Source organism: Pseudomonas sp. Irchel s3h17 (genome assembly GCF_900187505.1).
Lineage (GTDB): Bacteria > Pseudomonadota > Gammaproteobacteria > Pseudomonadales > Pseudomonadaceae > Aquipseudomonas.
In genome coordinates, this window is sequence record NZ_FYDL01000004.1 from 199,040 (window position 1) to 223,828 (window position 24,789).

At 59.2% G+C, this 24,789-nt stretch carries 24 protein-coding genes and 1 pseudogene; 16 read left to right on the forward strand and 9 right to left on the reverse strand.

Annotated elements, in window-relative coordinates; genetic code table 11:
• The first annotated feature begins 496 nt into the window (after positions 1–496).
• The gene (locus tag CKW25_RS06965) at positions 497–3,391 is read left to right on the forward strand and encodes a ribonucleoside-diphosphate reductase subunit alpha (RefSeq protein ID WP_095078449.1); all 2,895 of its coding nucleotides are present in this window, start codon (positions 497–499) and stop codon (positions 3,389–3,391) included.
• Positions 3,392–3,633: 242 nt separating this feature from the next.
• Here the strand turns inward: CKW25_RS06965 and CKW25_RS06970 are convergent, their stop codons facing one another.
• The 4 genes from CKW25_RS06970 to rpoE form a co-directional block, all read right to left on the reverse strand.
• Positions 3,634–5,067 (reverse strand): DegQ family serine endoprotease, encoded by a 1,434-nt coding sequence (locus tag CKW25_RS06970; RefSeq protein WP_095078450.1) that lies wholly within the window; start codon positions 5,065–5,067, stop codon positions 3,634–3,636.
• Between the two features lie 250 nt (positions 5,068–5,317).
• Positions 5,318–6,277 carry a MucB/RseB C-terminal domain-containing protein gene (locus CKW25_RS06975; RefSeq protein ID WP_095078451.1) on the reverse strand — a complete coding sequence of 320 codons (960 nt, stop codon included), beginning with the start codon at positions 6,275–6,277 and terminating at the stop codon, positions 5,318–5,320.
• 8 nt (positions 6,278–6,285) lie between these two features.
• A complete protein-coding gene (locus CKW25_RS06980; RefSeq protein ID WP_095078452.1) occupies positions 6,286–6,873 on the reverse strand; it encodes a sigma-E factor negative regulatory protein in 588 nt (195 codons plus the stop codon).
• A 30-nt stretch (positions 6,874–6,903) separates the two neighbouring features.
• Positions 6,904–7,485, reverse strand: a complete 582-nt coding sequence (gene rpoE, locus CKW25_RS06985; protein ID WP_095078453.1) for an RNA polymerase sigma factor RpoE — start codon at positions 7,483–7,485, stop codon at positions 6,904–6,906.
• Positions 7,486–8,043: 558 nt separating this feature from the next.
• Between rpoE and nadB the strand changes: the two genes are divergently transcribed.
• Entirely contained in the window at positions 8,044–9,660 is a 1,617-nt protein-coding gene (gene nadB, locus CKW25_RS06990; RefSeq protein WP_095078454.1) for an L-aspartate oxidase, read from the forward strand.
• On the opposite strand, the gene CKW25_RS06995 is transcribed toward nadB, so the two are convergent.
• Positions 9,629–10,081, reverse strand: a complete 453-nt coding sequence (locus CKW25_RS06995) for a protein YgfX (RefSeq protein ID WP_095078455.1) — start codon at positions 10,079–10,081, stop codon at positions 9,629–9,631. The genes nadB and CKW25_RS06995 overlap by 32 nt on opposite strands.
• Positions 10,065–10,319, reverse strand: a complete 255-nt coding sequence (locus CKW25_RS07000) for a succinate dehydrogenase assembly factor 2 (protein ID WP_095078456.1) — start codon at positions 10,317–10,319, stop codon at positions 10,065–10,067. The genes CKW25_RS06995 and CKW25_RS07000 overlap by 17 nt, the downstream gene beginning before the upstream one ends.
• A gap of 150 nt (positions 10,320–10,469) precedes the next feature.
• On the opposite strand from CKW25_RS07000, the gene CKW25_RS07005 reads away from it, so the two are divergent.
• The 8 genes and pseudogenes from CKW25_RS07005 (at position 10,470) to CKW25_RS07045 (ending at position 17,417) form a co-directional block, all read left to right on the forward strand.
• Positions 10,470–11,411 (forward strand): folate-binding protein YgfZ, encoded by a 942-nt coding sequence (locus CKW25_RS07005; RefSeq protein ID WP_095078457.1) that lies wholly within the window; start codon positions 10,470–10,472, stop codon positions 11,409–11,411.
• 45 nt (positions 11,412–11,456) lie between these two features.
• Positions 11,457–12,278 (forward strand): HDOD domain-containing protein, encoded by an 822-nt coding sequence (locus tag CKW25_RS07010; RefSeq protein ID WP_095078458.1) that lies wholly within the window; start codon positions 11,457–11,459, stop codon positions 12,276–12,278.
• Between the two features lie 454 nt (positions 12,279–12,732).
• Positions 12,733–13,980, forward strand: coding sequence for a ribonucleotide-diphosphate reductase subunit beta (locus tag CKW25_RS07015; RefSeq protein WP_027619933.1), 1,248 nt, complete (start codon positions 12,733–12,735; stop codon positions 13,978–13,980).
• A gap of 234 nt (positions 13,981–14,214) precedes the next feature.
• Positions 14,215–14,931, forward strand: a complete 717-nt coding sequence (locus tag CKW25_RS07020) for an HNH endonuclease signature motif containing protein (protein ID WP_095078459.1) — start codon at positions 14,215–14,217, stop codon at positions 14,929–14,931.
• Positions 14,932–15,266: 335 nt separating this feature from the next.
• Positions 15,267–16,223 (forward strand): hypothetical protein, encoded by a 957-nt coding sequence (locus tag CKW25_RS07030; protein WP_095078461.1) that lies wholly within the window; start codon positions 15,267–15,269, stop codon positions 16,221–16,223.
• A gap of 155 nt (positions 16,224–16,378) precedes the next feature.
• Positions 16,379–16,696, forward strand: a complete 318-nt coding sequence (locus tag CKW25_RS07035; protein WP_095078462.1) for a helix-turn-helix transcriptional regulator — start codon at positions 16,379–16,381, stop codon at positions 16,694–16,696.
• Between the two features lie 103 nt (positions 16,697–16,799).
• Positions 16,800–17,104 (forward strand): annotated as a pseudogene (locus tag CKW25_RS07040) (type II toxin-antitoxin system RelE/ParE family toxin).
• Complete coding sequence (locus CKW25_RS07045; protein ID WP_095078464.1) at positions 17,097–17,417, forward strand: helix-turn-helix domain-containing protein; 321 nt, start codon at positions 17,097–17,099, stop codon at positions 17,415–17,417. The pseudogene CKW25_RS07040 and the gene CKW25_RS07045 overlap by 8 nt, the downstream one beginning before the upstream one ends.
• A 43-nt stretch (positions 17,418–17,460) precedes the next feature.
• Here CKW25_RS07045 and CKW25_RS07050 read toward each other — a convergent pair whose 3' ends face one another.
• A complete protein-coding gene (locus CKW25_RS07050; RefSeq protein ID WP_095078465.1) occupies positions 17,461–18,516 on the reverse strand; it encodes an MBL fold metallo-hydrolase in 1,056 nt (351 codons plus the stop codon).
• Positions 18,517–18,720: 204 nt separating this feature from the next.
• Between CKW25_RS07050 and CKW25_RS07055 the strand changes: the two genes are divergently transcribed.
• Together CKW25_RS07055 and CKW25_RS07060 are read left to right on the forward strand one after the other, a co-directional pair.
• Positions 18,721–19,329 carry a TetR/AcrR family transcriptional regulator gene (locus CKW25_RS07055; RefSeq protein WP_095078466.1) on the forward strand — a complete coding sequence of 203 codons (609 nt, stop codon included), beginning with the start codon at positions 18,721–18,723 and terminating at the stop codon, positions 19,327–19,329.
• A gap of 169 nt (positions 19,330–19,498) precedes the next feature.
• A complete protein-coding gene (locus CKW25_RS07060) occupies positions 19,499–20,557 on the forward strand; it encodes a diguanylate cyclase (protein WP_095078467.1) in 1,059 nt (352 codons plus the stop codon).
• Between the two features lie 6 nt (positions 20,558–20,563).
• Here CKW25_RS07060 and CKW25_RS07065 read toward each other — a convergent pair whose 3' ends face one another.
• The gene (locus CKW25_RS07065; protein ID WP_095078468.1) at positions 20,564–21,514 is read right to left on the reverse strand and encodes a LysR family transcriptional regulator; all 951 of its coding nucleotides are present in this window, start codon (positions 21,512–21,514) and stop codon (positions 20,564–20,566) included.
• A 15-nt stretch (positions 21,515–21,529) separates the two neighbouring features.
• Here CKW25_RS07065 and CKW25_RS07070 point away from each other — a divergent pair, with 15 nt between their 5' ends.
• Positions 21,530–22,237: a CTP synthase gene (locus tag CKW25_RS07070; RefSeq protein ID WP_095078469.1), complete on the forward strand. Its 708-nt coding sequence runs from the start codon at positions 21,530–21,532 to the stop codon at positions 22,235–22,237.
• Positions 22,237–22,560, forward strand: coding sequence for an antibiotic biosynthesis monooxygenase (locus CKW25_RS07075; RefSeq protein ID WP_095078470.1), 324 nt, complete (start codon positions 22,237–22,239; stop codon positions 22,558–22,560). Before CKW25_RS07070 ends, CKW25_RS07075 begins: the two co-directional genes overlap by 1 nt.
• A 31-nt stretch (positions 22,561–22,591) precedes the next feature.
• Here the strand turns inward: CKW25_RS07075 and CKW25_RS07080 are convergent, their stop codons facing one another.
• Positions 22,592–22,918 carry a DUF2025 family protein gene (locus CKW25_RS07080; protein WP_095078471.1) on the reverse strand — a complete coding sequence of 109 codons (327 nt, stop codon included), beginning with the start codon at positions 22,916–22,918 and terminating at the stop codon, positions 22,592–22,594.
• A 248-nt stretch (positions 22,919–23,166) separates the two neighbouring features.
• Between CKW25_RS07080 and CKW25_RS07085 the strand changes: the two genes are divergently transcribed.
• On the forward strand, positions 23,167–24,294 hold the full coding sequence (locus CKW25_RS07085; RefSeq protein ID WP_095078472.1) for a glycerophosphodiester phosphodiesterase: 1,128 nt from the start codon (positions 23,167–23,169) through the stop codon (positions 24,292–24,294).
• A 147-nt stretch (positions 24,295–24,441) separates the two neighbouring features.
• Positions 24,442–24,759: a PepSY domain-containing protein gene (locus CKW25_RS07090; protein ID WP_095078473.1), complete on the forward strand. Its 318-nt coding sequence runs from the start codon at positions 24,442–24,444 to the stop codon at positions 24,757–24,759.
• The last annotated feature ends 30 nt before the right edge of the window (positions 24,760–24,789 follow it).

Below are 24,789 nucleotides of genomic sequence, written 5' to 3' on the forward strand. Positions count from 1 at the left end.
GTCGCGGCCTACACGACGATCGACCGTTTCATACACATTTTACGCACAGCTTTATCCACAGGTAGTACGTTGCAATCACCCCCTAAAACGCATTATCTTGTAGCTCAAGTTCAAAAAATCCCTAGATGTAGGGTTTCGAGCTGAAAACCAAACACAAATCAGACAAGAAACTCAAGTGCTTTTCTTGCATGTTTTTGGTTGAACCAAACGCTTTTTCAGAAGCCCAAACCGCTCCCGCGGATGGCGACCGTTTTCCAGCTCAAAACAGCGAAAACGGTACGGGTGTTGCAGTCATTTACTGTCACCCAAACGGAATCCGGTTTTCAGCCCCTGGCTTGAAACCAAAGACTTCGGCATGGAAGCGGCGCACGACAGCCCCTTCCTACTGTCCCGAAGTTGTTATGTCCGGCGCTTGCCGGTTGTAGTGCTTCAGGACGGAACGGTGGGCACCGTGATGGTGCCCAAACAAACATAGAGAATGTGGAGACACCCCCCCATGCAAACCGACACAACTCGCGAGAACCCGCAAGGCACCTTGCCGCAGGGCGCTGATTCGAATTCGGATCTGTCCGCCACCGCGCCTGGCCAATTGCGCGTGATCAAGCGTAACGGCACTGTCGTTCCTTACACCGATGACAAAATCACCGTCGCTATCACCAAAGCGTTTCTCGCAGTTGAAGGCGGCACCGCTGCCGCTTCGTCGCGAATCCACGACACCGTTGCCCGTCTGACCGAACAAGTCACCGCGACCTTCAAGCGTCGCATGCCCTCGGGCGGCACGATCCACATCGAAGAAATCCAGGACCAGGTCGAACTGGCCCTGATGCGTGCCGGCGAGCAGAAAGTAGCGCGTGACTACGTGATCTACCGTGACGGTCGCTCGAAAGAACGCGCTGCCCACGCACCGGCCGAAGAAGCGGTCAACGCTCACCCGTCGATCCGCATCACCCGCGCCGATGGCACCTTTGCTCCTCTGGACATGGGCCGCCTGAACACCATCGTGACCGAAGCCTGTGAAGGCCTGGAAGAAGTCGATGGCGACCTGATCCAGCGCGAAACCCTGAAGAACCTGTACGACGGCGTGGCCCTGACCGACGTCAACACCGCCCTGGTGATGACCGCCCGTACCCTGGTCGAGCGTGAGCCAAACTACTCGTTCGTGACCGCTCGCCTGCTGATGGACACCCTGCGTGCCGAAGGCCTGGGCTTCCTCGGCGTCGCCGAGAGCGCCACTCACCACGAAATGGTCGACCTGTACGCCAAGGCGCTACCCGCCTATATCGCGAAAGGGATCGAATTCGAATTGCTGAACCCGGTCCTGGCGTCCTTCGACCTGGAAAAACTCGGCAAGGCGATCAACCACGAGCGTGACCAGCAGTTCACCTACCTGGGCCTGCAAACCCTGTACGACCGTTACTTCATCCACAAGGATGGCGTGCGCTTCGAACTGCCGCAGATCTTCTTCATGCGCGTGGCCATGGGCCTGGCGATCGAAGAGAAAAACAAGGAAGACCGTGCGATCGAGTTCTACAACCTGTTGTCGTCCTTCGACTACATGTCCTCGACCCCGACCCTGTTCAACGCCGGCACCCTGCGTCCACAGCTGTCGAGCTGCTACCTGACCACCGTGCCGGACGACCTGTCGGGCATCTACCACGCGATCCACGACAACGCCATGCTGTCGAAATTCGCTGGCGGCCTGGGCAACGACTGGACGCCGGTTCGTGCGCTGGGTTCGTACATCAAGGGCACCAACGGCAAGTCGCAAGGCGTGGTTCCGTTCCTCAAAGTAGTGAACGACACCGCCGTCGCCGTTAACCAGGGTGGCAAGCGCAAAGGCGCTGTCTGTGCCTACCTGGAAACCTGGCACATGGACATCGAAGAGTTCATCGAACTCCGCAAGAACACCGGTGATGACCGTCGTCGTACCCACGACATGAACACCGCCAACTGGATCCCTGACCTGTTCATGAAGCGCGTCTTCGATGATGGCCCGTGGACCCTGTTCTCGCCGTCCGAAGTGCCGGACCTGCACGACCTGACCGGCAAGGCCTTCGAAGAGCGCTACGAGTACTACGAAGCCCTGTCCCAGTACCCGGGCAAGATCAAGCTGTCCAAGACCATCCAGGCCAAAGACCTGTGGCGCAAAATGCTGTCCATGCTGTTTGAAACCGGCCACCCATGGCTGACCTTCAAGGACCCGTGCAACCTGCGCAGCCCGCAGCAGCACGTGGGCGTGGTGCACAGCTCGAACCTGTGCACCGAGATCACCTTGAACACCAACAAGGACGAGATCGCCGTTTGCAACCTGGGTTCGATCAACCTGCCGAACCACATCGTCGATGGCAAGCTGGACACCGCCAAGCTGGAACGCACCGTGAACACCGCCGTGCGCATGCTCGATAACGTTATCGACATCAACTACTACTCGGTGCCACAAGCGAAGAACTCCAACTTCAAGCACCGTCCGGTCGGCCTGGGCATCATGGGCTTCCAGGACGCCTTGTACCTGCAGCACATCCCTTACGGCTCCGACGCGGCCGTCGAGTTCGCCGACAAGTCGATGGAAGCGGTCAGCTACTACGCGATCCAGGCTTCCTGCGACCTGGCTGACGAGCGTGGCGCCTACGAGACGTTCCAGGGCTCGCTGTGGTCCAAAGGCATCCTGCCGCTGGACTCGCAACAGATCCTGATCGAAGCCCGTGGCCAGAAGTACATCGACGTTGACCTGAACGAATCCCTGGACTGGGCACCTGTGCGCGCCCGTGTGCAGAAAGGCATTCGTAACTCCAACATCATGGCCATCGCACCGACCGCTACCATCGCCAACATCACCGGCGTGTCGCAGTCGATCGAACCGACCTACCAGAACCTCTATGTGAAATCGAACCTGTCGGGCGAATTCACCGTGATCAACCCGTACCTGGTTCGCGACCTCAAGGCTCGCGGCCTGTGGGACTCGGTCATGATCAACGACCTGAAGTACTACGACGGTTCCGTGCAGCAGATCGAACGCATCCCGCAAGAACTCAAGGAGCTCTACGCGACCGCCTTCGAAGTGGACACCAAGTGGATCGTTGACGCGGCCAGCCGTCGCCAGAAGTGGATCGACCAGGCTCAGTCCCTGAACCTGTACATCGCTGGCGCTTCGGGCAAGAAGCTCGACGTGACCTACCGCATGGCCTGGTACCGTGGCCTGAAAACCACTTACTACCTCCGTGCCCTGGCCGCGACCAGCACCGAGAAGTCGACCATCAACACCGGTAAGCTGAACGCTGTTTCCAGCGGCGGCAACCACGGTGACGACTCGGTCCTGGCCGCTCCTGCCGGTCCTGCTCCAGTGCCGAAGGCTTGCGCCATCGACGAGCCGGATTGCGAAGCTTGCCAGTAAGCTGAGCCGGCAGGCGCCGCAAGGCGCCTGCCTGAAACCCCCGATAGACCCCCTGGGTTTATCGGGGGTTTTCTTTTGCCCCGGGAAAAGCGCTGACACCCCGCACCCGCCTCCACGCAAACCGGAGCAACGTGCGTCTACGCCCTCCCCCCCAAGCAACGGCTACACGGCCTCCAGAGGCTTTGTGCAGACGAAAAAAAACGCCTCTTGCGAGGCGTTTCTTTTACAAGCGAGTAACCGGGTTACTCAGCCAGCTTGAAGGTAATGAAGCTGGCACGACCCTGACGCAGAACCCGCATCGACACCGAACGGTTCTTCGGCAACGCCTTGGCGATCTCCGTGAACTCCTTGGCCGAACCGATGGCCTGGTTGTTCAGGTGGGTGATCACATCGCCTGGCTGCAAGCCAATCAGCGCGGCAGGACCTTCCAGCACTTCCTTGATCACAACGCCGCTCTTGAGGTCGAACGCTTTCTTCTGCTCATCGCTGAGCTCGACCACGGCCACGCCCAGGCGATTGCTGCTGCGCTCGACACCGGATTTATTAGCAAGGGCATCGAGCTCTTTGCCTTCTTCCGGAATCGCCCCGACGGTCAGCTCGACGTTTTTGCGCTTACCGTCGCGAATCACTTCAAGATTGGCCTTGGCGCCGGCCTTCAGCGCACCCACCAGGTGAGGCAGGTCCGCCGACATGACAATCGGCTGATCGTTCATGGTCAGAATCACGTCACCGACCTGCAAGCCACCCTTGGCGGCCGGACCATCGTCCTGAATCTGGGCCACCAGCGCACCGGCCGGCTTGTCCAGGCCAAAGGACTCGGCGAGATCCTTGTTCACTTCCTGGATGACCACGCCCAACCAGCCACGACTCACCTTGCCACCGGCTTTCAGCTGATTGGAGACATCCATGGCAACGTCGATCGGGATGGCGAACGAAACGCCCATGAAACCACCGGAGCGGGTGTAGATCTGCGAGTTGATCCCCACCACTTCGCCCGCCAGGTTGAACAGCGGACCACCGGAGTTACCCGGGTTGATCGGCACGTCGGTCTGGATGAACGGTACATAGTTCTCGTTCGGCAGGCTGCGCCCGATGGCGCTGACGATACCTTGCGTCACGGTGTGGTCAAAGCCGAACGGCGAACCGATGGCCACGACCCATTGCCCGGCTTTCAGGTCCTGGGACTTGCCCAACTTCAGGACCGGCAGGTCCTTGCCTTCGACTTTCAGCAGCGCCACGTCGGAACGTGGGTCAGTGCCAACCACTTTGGCCTTGAGCTCGCTGCGGTCCGCCAGGCGCACGATAATTTCGTCCGCATCGGCGATCACATGGTTGTTGGTCAGGACATAGCCATCAGGCGAGATGATGAACCCCGAACCGAGGGATTGCGCTTCACGCTGGCGATCACCACGAGGGGGGCGCGTCTGAGGCGGCATGCCACGCTCGAAAAACTCGCGCAGCATCGGCGGCAAGCCTTCCAGGTCAGGCATCTGCTGACTGGATACCTTGCGCTCGGGCAGTTTCTGGGTGGTACTGATGTTCACCACCGCGGGTGAGGCCTCCTCAACCAGCTGTGTGAAGTCAGGCAGCTCGGCTGCCTGGGCAGTGACGGCCTGACCCAGCACCAGCACAGAGGCAAAAATGGTCAGGTAGGATTTCAAACGTGGTATCGACATACGGCTCCCGTTACGACGAGCAGGGTTAAGCGATATGGAGCAATAAACACCGGGAAAACATGCACCGGTACTTTTGTTCCGGGAACAACTATACAAGGCCAGAGCCGAGGGACCCTGACCTATAAAAAAATTTAAGGTTTTTTGCAAATTGAAATGCTCACCAAACATTTCGACAGCTCGATTGCGACGTGGACATTGACTGACCTTGTGCACAAACGAGCTGTCGTTCGATCAGCGTCACCGGATCGACTTACTGCTTGACCGTAGCGGCGTCGGTGCGCATGGAGAGCGCAATCCGCTCAGCGGTACCGATGGGGATTTCCCCCACTACCGTGACCATGATCTCGCCCTTGGGAGTGGTCAGGCGCCGGGAAACGGCAACGGTTGGCCCCAGCTGAGTACGGGTATCGGTGACCGTTGCGCCATTGAGCGGCTCAAGGAATACCGAAAAGCGTGCCAGGCCATCGTCATACATCAGGCTGCTGACTTGGGCCTTGGTCTGGGGATCCTTGTGTGCGCCACTGGCGGTCAGCTCAAAGCCCGGCGGTAACCAGTCGGAATGCCAGTCCTGAGCGGCTTTGACAGCAGACGCCTTGTCGCCCTCGAGCACCACGGGCTTGCACTCGGCAGTGGCCTGCAGATCGTGATCGGTCGGTACGTCGGCCGTGTCCAGGCGAGTGAACTGGAATCGCTCCAGCAACTGCCCTTTTTCATTCAGCAACAATGACTTCAATGGCAGGCCGGTTTCGCGATCCAGGTGCAGTTCGAAACCATAACGATGCTGGTCACGGGGCGTCAGCGCAACAATCACTGCTGGCCGCCCGGCCACGCGCGACTTGCCGATGACGGCAAGGTCGTACCAATTCTTGAGCTTTTGCGAGTCCAGCGCACGAGCAGAGGTATCGGGCGTATCCCCCAGCCCCGCCACCAGGTTACCGCTGACGCATTGAGTATGCCCATCAATGCGTACGACTTCCTGGGCCGAGCCGTCGAGCTGAAGCAAACGCTCGAGGACTTTGCCTTCCTGGACACGATGCCAGATGGTGTGGGTAGAAAAACTACCGTTACGCTCGTAAACGAAAGTGCCTTGAAAGCTTTGCTGCTGCTCGGCCTGGCTCAGACGGGTCAACCATTCCTGAGCCTCATCGGCATGGGCTGGAACAACAAACCAGCCGCTAAGCAAAAGCGTAAGTAGAGGTATGGCGCGCATGATCCTCCTTAACGGTTTTCCAGGCTCGCTGCACGAGCGTAAGGCAGGGCACTTTCAGTGCCTTTGAGTGCAGCTTGTTGAGCATGTTGACGCAAATAGCCTGGCAGACGCTGATCGTGCCAGCCTGGCTGACCTTGCAATACGCCATTGGCCATGGGACCCGTGGCTTGCGAACCTTCATTGTAGCCTGCCAATACGGCGGGGCCTTTGACTTGAGGAACGCTCAGGCCAGGTTGAGTCGATTGCTGGGCCAGTTCGACACCGGCGATCTCGTCCTGGTTGTACAGGCGCACACCCGCCAGGACAGCAAGAGTCACCGAAGCGGCTACCGCCAGGCGACCCAGGCTACGCCAAGGTCCACGACTGGCTTTTGCCGGCACGGCTTCGTCAGCCAGCGCGGCCGAAACGGCCGAAGCAAGGTCAAGACGCGGGATCAGCAAGTCCTTGTGCATGACGGCACGAGCGATCTGGTAGCGAGCCCAGGTTTCGCGGGTTTCAACATCGTCAAAGGCATTCAATACCCGACGCAATTCCAGTTCGTCCGCTTCGTTATCCATCACTGCGGACAGCGATTCCTGCAGGGCTTCACGACTCATGGCGTTCCTCTCTTGGCTGTCGCCGCTGTCTCAGTTTTCCTGCAACAACGGCTGCAGGGCTTTATCGATGGCTTCCCGGGCGCGGAAAATCCGCGAGCGCACGGTACCCACCGGACACTGCATGACGCTCGCAATGTCCTCGTAACTCAGACCGTCGAATTCACGTAAAGTTAAAGCCGTACGCAAATCTTCTGGCAGTTGCTGGATGGTTCGATGGACGGTGCCTTCGATCTCATCGCGTAGCAATGCCCGCTCCGGCGATTCGAGGTCCTTGAGGCCGTGATCGCCATCGTAGAACTCTGCATCCTCGGTACTGACATCGCTATCCGGCGGCCGACGGCCGCGTGAAACCAGATAGTTTTTCGCCGTGTTGATGGCGATACGGTAAAGCCACGTATAAAACGCGCTGTCCCCGCGAAAATTACCAAGTGCACGGTAAGCCTTGATAAAAGCTTCCTGTGCGACATCCTGGGCTTCATGGGTGTCGTGCACGAAACGCACGATCAACCCGAGAATTTTGTGCTGGTATTTCAGCACTAGCAGATCGAATGCACGCTTGTCGCCGCGCTGAACGCGCTCGACCAGCTGCTGATCCTCTTCCTGGGTTAGCATGAACACTCCTCGATAAGCTCGGAGGAGGCTTGCATCACTAATCGATCAGGCTTGCAAACATAGACTCGTGCTTTTCGCAAAAGTTCTCCCCCTCCAGGCAAGTTTCCTGCGTGCTCTGATTTGGCACACACGAAAAGCGCAGCACCGGCTTGGCCGGCTGCGCCAATAATCTTGTCGTCGAATCCATTCGCAAGGACCGAAACACGGATCCTGCGCAAAACCGACGCTGTCCCTTGTCTCAGGTAACCGTCTATTGAGCTTGAGCGCGGTGCAAAAGTTCCCATGTTTTATCGTCGAACCAAACGGACAATGTGTAACCGTGAAGCGAACATGCGCGCTTTGTCCGCGATAAAGCACGCTTGACGGCCTTTCAACAGGTAAATCACCTGACACAACCTTCAGGCTTTTCCATCACGGTAGTCTCACATTGCCACGAAGGCCCGACTATTGTGCCGATCCACCCCTCTATATACTAGTAGGCTGTGTGGCTGCCTTGACTCGCCGAATCAGGTGTCTTGCGCCAACCCCGACCCGGGTCGCTTTGAGCGGAATCCTGAAATGAGCCAACAGTTTCAACACGATGTTCTGGTGATTGGCAGCGGTGCTGCCGGTTTGAGTCTGGCGCTGACGCTGCCCGACCATTTGCGCATTGCCGTATTGAGCAAAGGCAACCTCGCCAATGGCTCGACCTATTGGGCCCAGGGTGGCGTCGCGGCCGTCCTGGATGACACCGATACCGTTGAATCCCACGTTGACGACACCCTCAACGCTGGCGGCGGCCTGTGCCACGAAGACGCCGTACGGTTCACCGTCGAACACAGCCGCGAAGCCATTCAGTGGCTGATCGATCAGGGCGTCCCCTTCACCCGCGACGAACAGTCCGGGACAGAGGACGGCGGTTTCGAATTCCACCTGACCCGCGAGGGCGGCCACAGTCATCGGCGCATCATCCACGCCGCCGATGCCACAGGTGCCGCCATCTTCAACACCCTGTTGGCACAAGCACGGCTGCGCCCGAACATCGAACTGTTGGAGCAGCGGGTCGCCGTCGACCTGATCACCGAGAAGCGCCTGGGCCTGGCTGGCGATCGCTGCCTTGGCGCCTACGTCCTCAATCGCGGTACCGGCGAAGTCGACACCTATGGCGCGCGTTTTGTCATCCTCGCCTCTGGCGGCGCGGCAAAAGTCTACCTCTATACCAGCAACCCCGATGGTGCCTGCGGTGATGGCATTGCCATGGCCTGGCGCTCGGGCTGCCGGGTCGCGAACCTGGAGTTCAACCAGTTCCACCCCACATGCCTCTATCACCCGCAAGCCAAAAGCTTCCTGATCACCGAAGCCCTGCGAGGCGAAGGCGCCCACCTGAAACTGCCGAATGGCGAGCGTTTCATGCAGCGCTTCGACCCCCGGGCCGAACTGGCCCCGCGCGATATCGTCGCCCGGGCCATCGACCACGAGATGAAGCGCCTGGGTATCGACTGCGTTTACCTGGACATCAGCCACAAGCCTGAAGCGTTCATCAAGTCGCACTTCCCGACCATGTACGAGCGCTGCCTGGAATTCTCCATCGACATCACCAAGCAGCCGATCCCGGTGGTTCCGGCCGCGCACTACACCTGTGGCGGGGTCATGGTCGATCAACAGGGACGCACGGACGTGCCCGGGCTGTACGCCATTGGCGAAACCAGCTTCACCGGCCTGCACGGCGCCAACCGCATGGCCAGCAACTCGCTGCTGGAGTGCTTCGTCTACGCCCGCTCGGCGGCTGCGGACATCCTTGAGCAGTTGCCGCACATTGCCGTCCCCAGCACCCTGCCCGCCTGGGACGCCAGCCAGGTCACCGACTCCGACGAAGACGTGATCATTGCGCACAACTGGGACGAACTGCGGCGTTTCATGTGGGACTACGTCGGCATCGTGCGCACCAACAAGCGCCTGCAGCGGGCCCAGCACCGCGTGCGCCTGCTGCTGGACGAGATTGACGAGTTCTACAGTAACTACAAGGTCAGCCGGGACTTGATCGAACTGCGCAACCTGGCCCAGGTGGCCGAGCTGATGATTCGCTCAGCCATGGAGCGCAAGGAAAGCCGGGGCCTGCACTACACCCTCGACTACCCGGACCTGCTGCCGCAAGCACTGGACACTATTCTGGTGCCGCCCACCTACGCCGACTGAACTTGAGCCGCACCCGCAGGCGCCGGTGGACATCCGCCGCCTGCGCGTCGCGCGGCACACAGATCGAACGCACCCGCCGCTCCCCACGCAGTCGAAAGCGCAACACCACGATCAATGGCAAGGCCAGGCTGTCAGGGCGCAGCTGCACCGCTTGCCAACCGCTGGCCTGACTCCACAGCTGCCAGCCGTCGACATCGCGGCGCACACCGCGAATTGCACCGGGATGAGTCAGCAGAATCTGCCGTGGCAGCGCCCACGCCCCATGGGCCAGGCACAGCAAGGCGCCGGGCACGCTTGCCCACCCGGGAACATCGAGGATCAACAGCGACCCCAGCGCGAACAGCTGGGCGAGGAGATAAGCCGCCAGCAATTGCCGTGAGGCATGCCAGCGGCATTCAAACGAATTACTTGGGTTGGACACGGTCCAGGATCATGCGAACCATGCGCTGCAGTTCAGGATCTTCCGATTCGGAACGCTCCATGAACCAGCCGAACATGTCCTGGTCTTCGCATTCAAGCAGCCTGACATAGCACTCGCGATCAACCTGATTCAGGTGCGGATAAACCTCTTTGACAAACGGCACCAGCAACACGTCAAGTTCAAGCATGCCGCGACGGCTGTGCCAGTAGAGGCGATTGAGTTCAACATCTTCGACCATGGAGCGCTCCTCAAATAGGGCGCAAGTATACAGCCCCTGTCCCGGTCGAACAGTCGGCTTTGGTCGGTCACCCACGCTCCTTTGTGAACTACCCATTTCAACAGCGCCCCCTTATGATGTCCCCCAGACTTTTTTACCCTGCGATGACCCATGGCCGATTCCACTTTTTTCTGCACCTTGCCCCATGAAGGCGTTCTCGCCGTCCGTGGCTCTGACGCCAGCAAGTTTCTTCAAGGGCAATTGACCTGCAACCTCAACTACCTGAGCGACACCCGGGCCAGCCTCGGTGCGCGCTGCACCCAGAAAGGCCGCATGCAGTCGAGCTTTCGCATCCTGCTGGAAGGTGACGGGGTGGTGATGGCGATGGCCAGCGAGTTGCTGGAGCCACAACTGGCGGACCTGAAAAAATACGCCGTGTTCTCCAAATCCAGGCTCACCGATGAAAGCGCTGCCTGGGTTCGCTTCGGCCTGGCCGACGCCGACGCTGCACTGGCGGCGCTCGGGCTCGATGTACCGGCGGAGACCGACTCGGTAGTACGCCACAACGGCTTGATCGCGATTCGCGTGTCCCCTGGCCGTACCGAGCTCTGGGCCGCCGCCGACCAGGCGCAAACCCTGACCGAAAAGCTCTCGCCAACACTGGCCCAGGGTACGCTCAACGATTGGTTGCTGGGCCAGATCCGCGCAGGCATCGGCCAGGTCATGCCTGGCACCCGCGAGCTGTTCATCCCGCAAATGCTCAACCTGCAAGCCGTGGGCGGCGTCAGCTTCAAGAAAGGCTGCTACACCGGCCAGGAAATCGTCGCGCGCATGCAGTACCTGGGCAAACTCAAGCGCCGCCTGTATCGCCTGCAACTGGACGCCAGCGAACTGCCCGAGCCCGGCACCGCCCTGTTCTCCCCGACCCATGGCAGTTCCATCGGTGAAGTGGTGATCGCCGCCCACGCCGGCCAGGGCATTGAACTGCTCGCCGTGCTGCAAGCCGAAGCCGTCGACAGCGCCGACCTGCACCTGGGCGCGCTTGAAGGCCCCGCCCTGCACCTGCTCGACCTGCCTTACCAACTGGATCGCGATCTTGAGATCCAGCGTTAAAGCGTCAATAAGCAGCACCTTTTGGCAACACCCTAGAGAAACGAAATGAGCGAGCTGGCGGAAAAGATCCAACAGGACTTGGTTGAGGCCATCGATAACGATGACCTGGTTCTGCCAACGTTACCGGAAGTGGCCCTGCAGATTCGCCGGGCCGCTGAAGACCCGGAAGTCAGCGTCACCGCCCTGAGCAAAGTCATCGGCCGTGACACCGCGTTGTCGGCGCGCCTGATCAAAGTGGTCAACAGCCCCATGCTGCGCGCCACCCAGGAAGTGACCGACCTGAACGCGGCCATCACCCGCCTGGGCGTCAACTACAGCAGCAACCTGGCCATCGGACTGGTCATGGAGCAGATTTTCCATGCCCGGTCCGAGGTAGTGGAACAGAAGATGCGCGATGTCTGGCGCAAGAGCCTGCAAATCGCCGGCATCAGCTATGCCCTGTGCCGCAGCCACACCCAACTGAAACCGGACCAGGCCGCACTGGGCGGGCTGGTGCACCAGATCGGCGTACTGCCGATCCTGACCTACGCCGAAGACCACTACGAGCTGTTGTCCGACCCCGTGAGCCTCAACCACGTGATCGAGCACATTCATCCCCTGCTCGGCGACAAACTGCTGCAGGTCTGGGAGTTTCCGGAAAGGCTGGCCAAGCTGCCGGGCCAGTACCTGGACCTCAAGCGACAACCCCAGCAGGTCGATTATGTCGACCTCGTGCAAATGGCAACCGTGCACGGCTACCAAGGCACCGATCACCCGCTGGCACAGATTGACATCACCGCCCTGCCATCCTTCAAGCGACTCGGTCTCGACCCGAACAACCCGCTGCTGTGCAACGACCTGGAAGAGTCACAGTCGATGTTTTACTGAGCGGGTGCGCCGGCAGGGCCAGGGTTTGCGTGAGTCTCTCGGCAACCCCGTCCCAACCCAGCAAAAAATTCCCGATCCCCGGCAAAAAAATTCTATGCCGGCCAAAGCCCCATAAATGCTCGCTCCGTCTTGAGCAGCGCCCTCAATGGCCGCTTGCTAGGCGATTTCGTCGCACCACAAGCCCAAAAAAACACCTATAATGCGCCGGTAAATCGGGCCTGCAACACCTCCTTACATGAGAGTGAAAGCCACGCTGAAGCCACCACCGGAACTGACCCTGTCGATTCCGCCCTTCAGCGACTTCAGGACACCCGTAGACATTTCTGTTTTTTGCCTGCGTTCTGCTGCAACAAAACGATTCCTTTAGATCCACCGCGGCCACCACGCCGTGTGAATAACCGACCATCAGAGTTTTCACACGGGCATCTGGCCCTCACGCAGGAGACGACACGTCATGCTGAGCTGGGACGAATTCGACAAAGAAGACGGCGAAGTTGTCGCCAAGGGCGCCAATGCTGGCCACGCTACAGAAGCCAACATGGACCGCCTCGACAGCGCCGGTGGTGCTGCAGCGCTTGAAGCGCGCGCCGTAACCGCCACCGACTCGGCCGCGATCATTCGCGCCAAGGCCGCCCTCGACAAACTCGACATCGCCGAAGGCCTGGCCGAACTCGAAGGTGCCTCCGCCCGCGTTGCGGTCGACGAGAAGCGCATGATCAACTGCCGCGCCGACCTCAACCAACTCGTCCCGTTCAAGTACGACTGGGCCTGGCAGAAGTACCTGGACGGTTGCGCAAACCACTGGATGCCGCAAGAAGTCAACATGACCGCCGACATCGCCCTCTGGAAAAACCCGGAAGGCCTGACCGACGACGAGCGCCGCATCGTGATGCGCAACCTGGGCTTCTTCTCCACCGCCGACTCCCTGGTTGCCAACAACCTGGTACTGGCCGTGTACCGCCTGATCACCAACCCGGAATGCCGCCAGTACATCCTGCGCCAGGCGTTCGAAGAGGCGATCCACACCCACGCCTACCAGTACTGCATCGAATCGCTGGCCATGGATGAAGGCGAGATCTTCAACATGTACCACGAGATCCCGTCGGTCGCTAAAAAAGCCACCTGGGGCCTGAAGTACACCCGTTCGATCTCCGATCCGAAGTTCGAAACCGGCACCGTCGAAACCGACAAGGAGTTGCTGCGCAACCTGATCGCCTACTACTGCGTTCTGGAAGGCATCTTCTTCTACTGCGGCTTCACCCAGATCCTCTCCATGGGCCGCCGCAACAAAATGACCGGCGTCGCCGAGCAGTTCCAGTACATCCTGCGCGACGAATCCATGCACCTGAACTTCGGCATCGACGTGATCAACCAGATCAAGATCGAAAACCCGCACCTGTGGGACGCCGAAATGAAGGAAGAAGCCTCGCAGATGATCCTGCAAGGCACCCAGCTGGAAATCGAATACGCCCGCGACACCATGCCTCGCGGCGTACTGGGCATGAACGCTGCGATGATGGAGGACTACCTCAAGTTCATCGCCAACCGTCGCCTGTCGCAGATCGGCCTGAAGGAAGAATACCCAGGGACGACCAACCCGTTCCCGTGGATGAGCGAGATCATGGACTTGAAGAAAGAGAAGAACTTCTTTGAGACTCGGGTTATTGAGTATCAGACAGGTGGGGCTTTGAGCTGGGATTGATTCCTGGGGCTCATCTCTACTGAGTCAACGACCTGTGAAAGCCCTGAGCATGTTATGTGCCCAGGGCTTTTTTGTGGTTGAGATAAAAAGCCTGCTTTCTTGGCTACGGGATTACTCCCGAAAGACACAGCCTGACTCTTTGAAGGTAGCAACACTTCAGCCTGTAGGAAATTTCGTAGACAGCCATGATGGCCACTCAGTATCGTCCGAAGGTATTCAACCCTCGGCGATTGTATGGATATCGAAAAAGAAAAGAATGACTGGAGCGACGAGGAACTGGAAGCTGCAGTCGAAGGCTACTTGAAGATGTTGGCGATCGAGAAAAGTGACCAGAAGCTCAATAAGGCCCACGAGAATCGCCTTTTGCGCGAGGGGGTGCTGATGAGTCGCAGCAGAGTATCCATCGAGTATCGAATGCGTAATATTTCCACCGTACTCCATGATTTGTGCCTGCCTTACATTGTTGGATATCTGCCCGCTAAACATCTTGGCGCCGGAGTCACCCAACGCGTACGAGCAGCGATGATTGCAAAAGGTGCTTTCGATCCTGACGACTATGCACCTACTGCGAATGATCAAACGTTGAACACGAAGGTTCAAAAGCTTGAGCAGAGAGAGTTCATAGGCATCCCGCGAGGTATCGATAAACCACAACGGTTGAACGGTACGATCTCCACGTTCTTGCGCGATCCTCTGGTTAAAACTTGGGTATTGAAGGAGGCGAATGGCGTCTGTGAAGGCTGTGGTCAAGACGCACCGTTCAAGCAGGCTAACGGATCGCACTTTCTTGAGCTTCATCATGTTAAGCATTTGGCAGACCTTGGGTCGGATCGTCCTAGCAATGCTGTGGCGCTGTGCCCGAACTGTCATCGGCGTTGTCACTATTCGAGCGACCGGGATGAGTTCACTGCTTCGCTTTATACGAAGGTAGAGCGGTTAAAGCCTGAATAACTGACTGCTTGAGATTTGTGGCGAGGGAGCTTGCTCCCGTTCGGCTGCGGAGCAGTCGCCGAGCAAACACCTTGATCTGTCTGATGTACCGCGCTTGCCGGTTTTGGGGCTGCTGCGCAGCCCAGCGGGAGCAAGCTCCCTCGCCACAGTAAGTTGCGTTGCCACAGAGTGAGTGCAGGGCATATGGATCGAGTTGATGCTCGGAATCGCGAGCAAGCTCACTCCCACAGGCTTGGTGTTTTACCGCAGATTTTGTGGTGTATTGAAAACAGTCAGTGCAACCCGTCCCACCTCCCGCTATTAATCTCCTCCTCCCTCAAGGACCCGAGCCCGCCATGAAATTCGACCTCGCCTACTGCCTCAGCCTCGACGCCAAGCTGTCGATCTATGACGTGCGCGACCTGAATTTCGACGAGACGATGGCGTTCGATTCCGCCCGGGAGCACTTCCAGTGCCCCAACGATGCCTGTCGGGCGGCGTTGGGCGAGGCGAGTGTGCTGGGGACGTTCAATGCCAAGAATGTGAACTACATCAGGACGCCGCACTTCAAGAACGTGCCCAGTACCCGGCACGTTGAGGGTTGTCCTTATGCCAGCCTCAAGACATCAGGTTCCGAAGGTGCGGAAACGGACGATGGGCCGGAGGAGCATTTTCCGTCGGAGTTACTGCTGACCCGGCGTCAGTATGTGCGTAAGCCGTCCAGTCCGACGACGGCGACAGATGGGGGACAGGCTGCGTCGGAAACGCCTTCACCCGCTCGCCACATCGAGCACCCGCCCCAGGATTCGGCACCGAACAAGACCAGTGTCTTTGCCCATCCCGTGGAGTGCTTCGTTTCGAACTTCGATAACAAGGACCTGCTCAAGCGCATGCCGCTGAAGATCGGCGAGCACACGGCGTCTTACGGTGCATTCTTCAAGAAGATCGAGTACCTGCAGGACAACAAGGGGCTGATTTACTGGGGCAAGATCAAGGCGATCAAGGACTACAACACCAGTTTCCGCATCGATTTCGAAAAGAAGGTCTGGCTCGACAAGAAGCCCTACTCGGTGAACGTTTACCTGAGCAAAAGCCTGGTCGAGAACTACCGCAAGCGCAAAGCCTTCCTGGAGGAGATCAAGAGCGCCATCGACAGCGACCGGGAGTTGTTTTGCTTTTTCTATGGTGTGACGCCGGAGTTGAAGCAGGTGCCGAGCAAGAAAAACCCCGAGCAGACGTTCGGGGTGTTCAGTGGCGATATCGAGAATCTGGATCACTTCATCATTCGGGAGGTACCGGGATTGGAGGGCTGAGCACCCAATAGCCCCATTGCTTCACCACCACCGATCCCCCGCCCCGCGGGGCCGCGACGCCACCCATCAAAAAATTGAGTTTGATCCGGACGCAAAACAACTGTACAAAAACACAGTACTTGTTGATTTGCCACTCTCGACCCCGGAGAAAACCCATGGCCGCTCTTGCGATGAAAATTACCCTGGAACGTATCGCCCTGTTCCAGTTCACCCCCAAACACAGCACGCAGGCCCGTGCGTTGCTGGGTTGGTCTCTGGAGACGTTGTCCAGGGAGGCCGGGGTCAGCGTTGAAGCGATACAACGGTTCGAGGCCGGCGCTGAAGTGCTCGACGTCACCCGCCTGGCCCTCGCCTATCGGCTGGAGGCAGAGGGCCTGGTGTTCTTCCCGGGCTTTGCGCCGGGCAGAGCCATGAGTGTCCGGGGTTCAACCCCCGACCCGGTGGGACGCGCGGATTACGCGATGATTGAGTGATCGCGTTTCACGGCTTGACGATTATCCCTAAATAGGTATATTTCACATGAGTACAGGGAAGCCACTCTTGTGGGTCGGTAGCAGTAAAAAGGACCTGAAACAGATGCCTGAAGGCATATGGACGTTTTTGGGTTCGCCCTCCACTTGGCACAGGACGGCGCAAAGCATCCTCAAGCGAAACCATTGAAAGGTTTTGGTGGCGCGGGTGTACTTGAGGTCGTTGAAGACTTCAATACCAATACGTATCGAGCCGTATATACCGTTCGTTTTAAGACTGCGATTTACGTTCTCCACTGCTTTCAGAAGAAATCGACCAAGGGTATCGAAACCGCCCAGTACGATATCGAACTGATCAAAACGAGGCTGCTTGCGGCCCAGAATCACGCAAAGGGATCAGGACATGATTGAGATCGAAGAAAGCACAGGCAATGTGTACGAAGACCTGGGTGGGGCCGACGCCAACGAAATGCGGGTTAAAGCGCAACTCGCCACCAAGATCGGCGAAATCATCAAAGCTCGTCACCTGACCCAGGTTCAGGCTGCCGATATCCTGGGATTATCACAGCCCAAGCTTTCCGAAATGCTCCGTGGAAAATTTCGAGGCGTCAGTGAGGCCAAGATGATGGAATGTCTTTCCCGTCTTGGCCGCGATATACAAATCGTCGTCAAGACCGTGCCGAGATCAAGGCGCGAAGGGCGGATTGAAGTGGTCTTTGCCTGATCACTGACCATGGCGGAAGAACCAACGACTTCCGCCCGCCTCTCTAGCCGCTGACAACCACCGGCTCGACCTCCCCTTCAACCTCCAGCCACCAGGCTTCGCCCCGTTGCGGTTGACTCAGGCTGAAAGCCTCACCCATTTGCGGCGTGGCAATGGAGACATTGCGCTCCCAGGCCAGGGCCAGGATGCGATCGAAGGGTTCGTACCAGGCGTGCATCGACAGGTCGAAGGTGCCGTTGTGAATGGGTAGCAGCCAGCGCCCCTTGAGATCGATGTGGGCTTGCAGGGTTTGCTCCGGCTGCATGTGAATCAGTGGCCAGTCGACGTTGTAGGCTCCGGTTTCCATCAAGGTCAGGTCGAAGGGCCCGAACTGTTCGCCGATTCGCTTGAAGCCGTCGAAGTAGCCGGTATCACCGCTGAAGAAAATGCGCCGGTCGGCGTCGATGATCACCCAGGAAGCCCAGAGCGTGCTATTGCCATCGAACAGTCCGCGACCGGAGAAGTGTTGCGAAGGGGTGGCAATGAAATGAATCCCGTCGACCTGGGTGCCCTCCCACCAATCCAGTTGACGCACTTTGTTGGCATCAATGCCCCACTTGATCAGGGTATCGCCGACACCCAACGGGGTGAGGAAGTACCGGGTTTTTTCGGCGAGCTTCAAGATGGACTGATGGTCCAGGTGATCGTAATGGTCATGGGACAGGATCACCGCTTCGATTTCCGGCAGTTCATCGAGGCTGATCGGTGGCTGGTGGAACCGTTTGGGGCCGGCCCATTGCACCGGGGAGGCGCGCTCGGCGAACACCGGATCGGTCAGCCAGAATTTGTCGCGCAGTTTCAGCAGTACGGTGGAATGCCCCAGGCGAAACACGCTGTGATTGGGGGCGTCCAGCAGCTGTTGGCGGGTCAACCCCTGAACCGGCACGGCACCCGTTGGCCGTGTATTGGCAGGTTTGTGGAACAGCATGTTCCAGAAAACCCGCAAGCTCTTGCGCAAGCCCAGTTGATGGACGACCGCATGGTTGAGATAGCGCCCCTGTTCCTGTCGGGAGGTTTTCAGTTCCTTGGCGGTATCTGCCTGGTAAGAGAACGTGGCCATGTTGGTGGGACTCCAGAAAAACCAATGAGGCTGAGGGTTTTCTTTTCGGACGATAAATGGCCAATGCACGCACGCGTCAGCCGCAAACTCTAATTTTTTTTGCCGCACAATTACACTGTACGGTGTAGTTTCAAGATTGCATCAAAGCCGGGACTAAGTAAACTGTGGAGTGTAATTATCCATTTACCTTGCCGAAGCGTATTTATGACAGCTCTACAGCGCCTGACCGACCGTAAACGCGAAGCCATCGTTCAGGCGGCGATTGCCGAATTCCGCACCCACGGTTTCGACATCACCAGCATGGACAAGATCGCTGCGACGGCAGGCGTGTCCAAGCGCACCGTGTACAACCACTTCCCTAGTAAAGAAGAGCTGTTCGCGGAAATTCTGCAACGATTGTGGACCAACGTCACCGCGCAGGAAGACACCGTCTACAACCCCGACCTGCCGGTTCGCGAGCAACTCAGCCAGTTGCTTCACTGTAAATTGACACTGCTGGCAGACAACAGTTTCCTGGATCTGGCACGCGTGGCCATTGCCGCCACCATTCATACCCCGGAGCGGGTCCGGGACATGGTCTTGCGCATGGGCGAACGTGAAGAAGTACTCAGCGCCTGGATTCGCGCCGCTCAAGCTGACGGCAAGCTCAAGCCCGTCGATCCCGGCTTCGCCGCCCAACAAATGCACGGGATGCTCAAGGCCTTCGCCTTTTGGCCGCAGATTTCCATGAACGAACCGGCGTTATCTCCCAAGATGCAGACACAGGTCATAGAGTCGGCGCTGGACATGTTCCTGGCCTGCTACCAGCGCTGAACTCCGGACTATCCTGACAACTGATGCCCCCTCCACCAGCGACTGGCTGGCGAGGGTGTTGATGAACGCGCGTGCAATAAATGACACTATTGATGCGTGGCATCCGCTGGATGAACGCCCTGAATAAAACACAACAAAGTATTTCAGCGCGAACCGGGCACAGGGACTTATGGAAAACCAACGCGGCAAAGGGCTGTCGTTTGCCAAGCGCATCTACAAACCCCGCATCATCGGCCTGAGCATTGGCGCCCTCAGCGTAGCAGCGGCACTCCATCCACTACAGGTTCCCGCCTGGGTCTGGGCCGCGCTGCTGTTCAACGCCGTGGTCTGGCCACACCTTGCATATCTACTGTCGACACGCTCGCCGTTTCCGTACAAGGCCGAACGCCACAATCTGCTGTTCGATTCGCTGCTGGGCGGCTTCTGGGCCGCCAGCATGCAGTTCAACCCGCTGAGCACCGTGACCATCCTGTCAATGATGACGATGAACAACGTGGCAGCCGGTGGCGTGCGCCTGCTCGTGCAGGGCAGCCTGGCACAACTGACAGGCGTAGCGGTTTCATGGTTGCTGCTCGGTGCAGCCTTCTCGCCGACGGTCAGCCAGCTCCAGGTTTACGCCTGCCTGCCGATGCTGACGCTCTACCCCCTGGCGGTTGGCATGGTCTGTTATCAATTGGCGATCAAACTGTCCGAGCACAAACGCACCCTCAGTGCCTTGAGCCGTACCGACAGCCTGACCGGGTTGCTCAATCACGGTGCCTGGAAAGACCTGCTGCAGATCACGTTCCAGCAGTGCCAGCAGCAACAGACCCAGGCCACCGTTGGCTTGATCGACATCGATCATTTCAAACTCATCAATGACAACTACGGGCATATCGTTGGCGATACCGTGCTGCGTCAACTCAGCCTCGAGCTAAAACGCAACCTGCGGGAAAACGATCTGGCGGGACGTTATGGAGGGGATGAGTTCTGCGTGATTCTGCCCGATCTGCCGCTGGAACATGCCACCGCGGTCATGGAGCGCCTGCGTGAAGTGTTCGGCAATTATCGCCACCCGCAAATACCCGGGCTCAGGGTCAGCCTGAGTATCGGCCTGGCCACCTGCCAGCCTCACTTCACCGATGCCGCCAGCTGGCTGGATGCCGCGGACAAGGCGCTGTACAGCGCCAAGAGCAATGGCCGCGACAGAATCAGCAGCGCCGGCCGGTTCACGCCCTCAATCGCGTGAAAGGCGTCAGTGCGGCAAGCGAATGGCCCGCGCCAATTGATCAAACAAGGTCACCACCGAACGCAATGCGCGACAGTCCGGCCGGGTCAGTAACCACAGGCTGGTGTCGTAGCCTTGCAGGGGGTCGCTCAGGGGTCGCACGCCTTGCGCGGGATCGATCAGAAAGTCCGGCAGCGCTGCCACACCCAGCCCGGCGCGCACCAACTCGGTCACGGCGAGCATGCTGTTGCAGCGATAGCCCGGGATCACGCCAGGCAGTTGCTGACGACGCCAGATGACCGTCGGATGGTCGGGCAGAAAGTCATCCGGCGCGATCCAGCTCAGGCGTGACAAATCACCCTGATCCACCGCCTGCAAATAGGCGGTACTGGCGCACACCCTGTATGACACCGCCCCCAATCGCCGCCCTACCAGATGCTCCGGGGGAGAACGGGTCAGGCGCAAGGCGATATCGGCATCGCGACGGCTGAGGTTGGCGAAATCATTGGAGGTACTCAGCTCCAGGGTCAACGCCGGGTACGACGGCATGAACTGCGCCAAGGCAGGCAACAGCAAGGCATGCAACACCGAGTCGGTACAGGTCAGACGCACGGTGCCACTGATGACTTCACCGCCCTGCTCCACCCCGATACGCGCCGCTTCCAGCGCCTGCTCGGCACGCTCGGCCTGTTCGGCGAGGGTTCGGGCCAGGCTGGTCGGCAAGTAGCCCGCGCGGCTCTTGTCGAACAGCACCTGGCCCAACGCGGCTTCCAGGCGCCGCACCGCACGAAACACCGTGGACACATCGACCTTCAACAGTGCCGCCGCCCGGGCCAGGGAGCCGCCGCGCACCAACGCCAGAATCAGGGCCAGGTCAGGGTAGTCCAGTCGATAGTGCAGCGGTGCATTGATCACTTGGGCAAACGCCAATATTGATTGCGTGAACGCCAATTTATAGTGGCCTCCAGGAATCAACAAGCCTCGGGAGCCTCCATGCAAACGTCCCCTCACCTGCGCATCGCCCTGATCGGTGACTACGACCCACACGTCATCGCCCACCAGGCCATTCCTGTGGCGCTGAACCGGGCCGCGCAGCACGCCGACCTTGATGTTCGGTTTCACTGGCTGGCCACCGACCAAATCGACGCCGGTACCCGTTTCACTGACTTCGATGGCTTCTGGTGCGTGCCCGCCAGCCCTTATCGCCACACCAACGGCGCGCTGCGGGCGATTGAATATGCCCGTGAACAACGCCGGCCGTTCCTCGGCACGTGCGGCGGTTTTCAGCATGCGGTGCTTGAGTACGCCCGTAACGTGCTGGGCTGGGCCGATGCCGAGCATGCTGAAACCTCGCCGGACGCCGCTCGCGCCGTGCTCTCGCCACTGGCCTGTTCACTGGTCGAGGCCGTCGACCGCATTCACTTGATCGAGGGTTCGCTGATCGCCCGTGCCTACGTCAGCCACGACATTCAGGAAGGTTACCGGTGCCGCTACGGGGTCAATCCCGAGTTCGAGCGCGCGCTGCTCAATCAGGACCTGCATGCCACCGGCCACGACGCGGCGGGTGAGGTGCGAGCCGTGGAATTGCACGATCATCCGTTTTTCGTCGCGACCTTGTTTCAACCCGAACGCGCAGCGCTCGCCGGCAAACACGTGCCCTTGGTCGACGCCTTGGTCCAGGCCTGCGCGAGGCACCGCTGATGATTGCCAACACACCGGCGGCGCCTTACTACGCGGTCATCTTCACTTCGCTGCGCACCGCTGGGGATCAAGGCTATGGCCAGGCCGCGCAACGCATGCTCGACCTGGCCCGCGATCAACCGGGGTTTCTCGGCGTGGAGTCGGCGCGGGGTGAGGACGGGCTGGGGATCACCGTGTCCTACTGGGCCAGCGAGGCAGCAATCCTCGCCTGGAAGCATCACGCCGAACACAGTGCCATCCGCGAGCAAGGACGCTCGACCTGGTACGAAGCGTTTCACACCCGGGTGTGCAAGGTTGAGCGCGCGTACGGCTTCGAGCGGTAAGTTGCAGCACGCCTCAGGCGCCTTGAAACCCTCAGCCCTGCACCAGACTCCTCACCGCCGAGATCTCCGGCAGGTCCTCACGACGCATGTACACCCGCAACGGTTCGGTGATGTTGATCCGGTCATCGATATTCTGCTCCAGCAGCAACCGGATCAACTCACGCTTGAGGGTCATGGTCTGGCCGTCTTCGCACGCCCAGACGAACTCGCTGGCCGGGATGATGGCATCGTCGGCGACATCCATGCCGAACGAGTCTTCGCTGAAACGGACGATGTAGTGAGCGGTCTTGCGATTGAAGCCGACGAAACCGTTGAGTTGGTCGGCGGCCTGGCAGATGAGCTCGGACGTGATGCGCATGGTAAACCTCACAGGTGCGTCCCGAAGGACAGCTGAACGATGGTTTACACGCAGGGCGGGCTGAAGATTGTTGCGGGTTTCCCTCTGGCGGGGAAATGGCTGGAGCGGATCGTACTGCAAAGGACTGCACAAATGCGCGGGAAAAATCGCCCTCATGGATGTTTATGTCGGTCTGGCGATAGCACATCCTGCGCTCAATTGTTAAAAGGTACTCTTTTGCAATTGCATCTTACGAAAGGACCTCGACCATGCCTGTTACCTTCACTCAAAGCGCCCTGCTGCTGAGCCTGATGCTCGGCTTCGGCCAGGCACAGGCTACCGGCCAACAGAGCCCGACCGCACTGGCCACGGCCAACGGAATCCCGCATCCGGCCGTGATCGCCCACCGTGGTGCGTCCTTCGATGCACCGGAATCCACCGCCGCCGCCTACAAGCTGGCACGCGACCTGGGGGCCGACTACCTGGAACTGGACCTGCAACGCAGCAAGGACGGCGTGCTGTTTGCCCTGCACGACGACAACCTGCAACGCACCACCGATGTCGCCATCAAGTTTCCAGAGCGCAAGGACAGCCCGGCCAACGCGTTCACCCTCGCCGAACTCAAGACCCTGGACGCCGGCAGCTGGTTCAACACCGCCTACCCGGATCGTGCACGCGCCCACTACGCGGGCCTGAAAATCCTGACCCTGGACGAAGTCATCGACATTGCCCAGGGCAACCCGTTGCACAAACCCGGCCTGTACATCGAGACCAAAGAGCCGAAGCAGTTTCCGGGGATCGAGCGCGACCTCAAGGACAAGCTGCAAGACCGTGGCTGGCTGAGCCCGATTGGCTCCAAGCTGGCCAAAAGTGAACTGAGCGTTGGCCAGGGCAAAGGCAAAGTCGTCCTGCAGACCTTCGACAAGAGCAGCCTGGAAATGCTCCACAAAGAAATGCCGCAAGTGCCGAAGATCCTGCTGCTGTGGGTCGGCGTCGGCGGTATCGACGCGAAGTCCAACCTGAGCTTTGCCGAGTCCGGCGACAAGGACAAAGCCACCTACTACGCCAGGCAGGAACCCAAGGACAACGCCGCCTTCGAACAATGGGTCGACTACGCCAAGGCCCAGGGCGCAATCGGCACCGGCCCTTCGGCAACCTTGACCCAGCTCGGCGATCAGAGTTATTCGGACCTGGTGAAGCCATGGATGAACCGCTACGCCCACGACAAGGGCCTGTTGGTACACGTCTACACCATCGACGATGACGTGGATTACAAGAAGGTGATGGACGCCGGTGTGGACGGCATCTTCACTAACCGCGCCAGCGAGCTGCTCAAGTACTACAAGCGCCCGATGACGGGCAGCGTTGCCCAGTTGCTTGAGGTCAACGGCTACTGAGTCGTCATCTGCTAGTGTGCAAGATCGTTGCCGCGTACCGCGCGGGAACGATCCTGCTGCTGGACATCCACTCGGGGGAATTAAGGATCAATTAAGTTGCGCCGGTTAACCTGCCCCCACTTAAACAGCTCACCAAGGAATGCCCCCATGAAGAAGTTGACCACCCTGTTCACTGCCGCCGCCCTGACCCTGACCGCCGGTTTCGCCATGGCCGACGTGCGCCCGGACCTGATCCCGGGCCTGCTCAAGGCCGGCACCATCATGGACATGGAAAAGCTCAATCAGGCTGCATTGGCTCAGCACCCGGGCAGCACCGCGGCGAACATCGTCGACACTGAACTGGATCACACCGCTGCGGGTGCCTATGTGTACGAAGTCGAAATTCGTGACGCCAAGAACGTGAAGTGGGACGTAAAACTGGACGCCAAGACGGGCGCAGTACTGAGCAACAAACAAGACACTTGATCCACAGACGTCAACAGCCGCACCGCCTCA

What these genes read in the sequence shown, in the direction of transcription:
- CKW25_RS07090 (WP_095078473.1), top strand. Translation starts at nt 24,442, where the DNA reads ATGAAGAAGTTGACCACCCTGTTCACTGCCGCCGCCCTGACCCTGACC.
- CKW25_RS07000 (WP_095078456.1), bottom strand. Translation starts at nt 10,319, where the DNA reads ATGGTCGAAGATGTTGAACTCAATCGCCTCTACTGGCACAGCCGTCGC.
- CKW25_RS06965 (WP_095078449.1), top strand. Translation starts at nt 497, where the DNA reads ATGCAAACCGACACAACTCGCGAGAACCCGCAAGGCACCTTGCCGCAG.
- CKW25_RS07055 (WP_095078466.1), top strand. Translation starts at nt 18,721, where the DNA reads ATGACAGCTCTACAGCGCCTGACCGACCGTAAACGCGAAGCCATCGTT.
- CKW25_RS06970 (WP_095078450.1), bottom strand. Translation starts at nt 5,067, where the DNA reads ATGTCGATACCACGTTTGAAATCCTACCTGACCATTTTTGCCTCTGTG.
- CKW25_RS06975 (WP_095078451.1), bottom strand. Translation starts at nt 6,277, where the DNA reads ATGCGCGCCATACCTCTACTTACGCTTTTGCTTAGCGGCTGGTTTGTT.
- CKW25_RS07005 (WP_095078457.1), top strand. Translation starts at nt 10,470, where the DNA reads ATGGCCGATTCCACTTTTTTCTGCACCTTGCCCCATGAAGGCGTTCTC.
- CKW25_RS06980 (WP_095078452.1), bottom strand. Translation starts at nt 6,873, where the DNA reads ATGAGTCGTGAAGCCCTGCAGGAATCGCTGTCCGCAGTGATGGATAAC.
- CKW25_RS07015 (WP_027619933.1), top strand. Translation starts at nt 12,733, where the DNA reads ATGCTGAGCTGGGACGAATTCGACAAAGAAGACGGCGAAGTTGTCGCC.
- rpoE (WP_095078453.1), bottom strand. Translation starts at nt 7,485, where the DNA reads ATGCTAACCCAGGAAGAGGATCAGCAGCTGGTCGAGCGCGTTCAGCGC.
- CKW25_RS07045 (WP_095078464.1), top strand. Translation starts at nt 17,097, where the DNA reads ATGATTGAGATCGAAGAAAGCACAGGCAATGTGTACGAAGACCTGGGT.
- CKW25_RS07020 (WP_095078459.1), top strand. Translation starts at nt 14,215, where the DNA reads ATGGATATCGAAAAAGAAAAGAATGACTGGAGCGACGAGGAACTGGAA.
- CKW25_RS07035 (WP_095078462.1), top strand. Translation starts at nt 16,379, where the DNA reads ATGGCCGCTCTTGCGATGAAAATTACCCTGGAACGTATCGCCCTGTTC.
- CKW25_RS07070 (WP_095078469.1), top strand. Translation starts at nt 21,530, where the DNA reads ATGCAAACGTCCCCTCACCTGCGCATCGCCCTGATCGGTGACTACGAC.
- CKW25_RS07075 (WP_095078470.1), top strand. Translation starts at nt 22,237, where the DNA reads ATGATTGCCAACACACCGGCGGCGCCTTACTACGCGGTCATCTTCACT.
- CKW25_RS07010 (WP_095078458.1), top strand. Translation starts at nt 11,457, where the DNA reads ATGAGCGAGCTGGCGGAAAAGATCCAACAGGACTTGGTTGAGGCCATC.
- CKW25_RS07080 (WP_095078471.1), bottom strand. Translation starts at nt 22,918, where the DNA reads ATGCGCATCACGTCCGAGCTCATCTGCCAGGCCGCCGACCAACTCAAC.
- CKW25_RS07030 (WP_095078461.1), top strand. Translation starts at nt 15,267, where the DNA reads ATGAAATTCGACCTCGCCTACTGCCTCAGCCTCGACGCCAAGCTGTCG.
- CKW25_RS07050 (WP_095078465.1), bottom strand. Translation starts at nt 18,516, where the DNA reads ATGGCCACGTTCTCTTACCAGGCAGATACCGCCAAGGAACTGAAAACC.
- CKW25_RS07060 (WP_095078467.1), top strand. Translation starts at nt 19,499, where the DNA reads ATGGAAAACCAACGCGGCAAAGGGCTGTCGTTTGCCAAGCGCATCTAC.
- CKW25_RS07085 (WP_095078472.1), top strand. Translation starts at nt 23,167, where the DNA reads ATGCCTGTTACCTTCACTCAAAGCGCCCTGCTGCTGAGCCTGATGCTC.
- nadB (WP_095078454.1), top strand. Translation starts at nt 8,044, where the DNA reads ATGAGCCAACAGTTTCAACACGATGTTCTGGTGATTGGCAGCGGTGCT.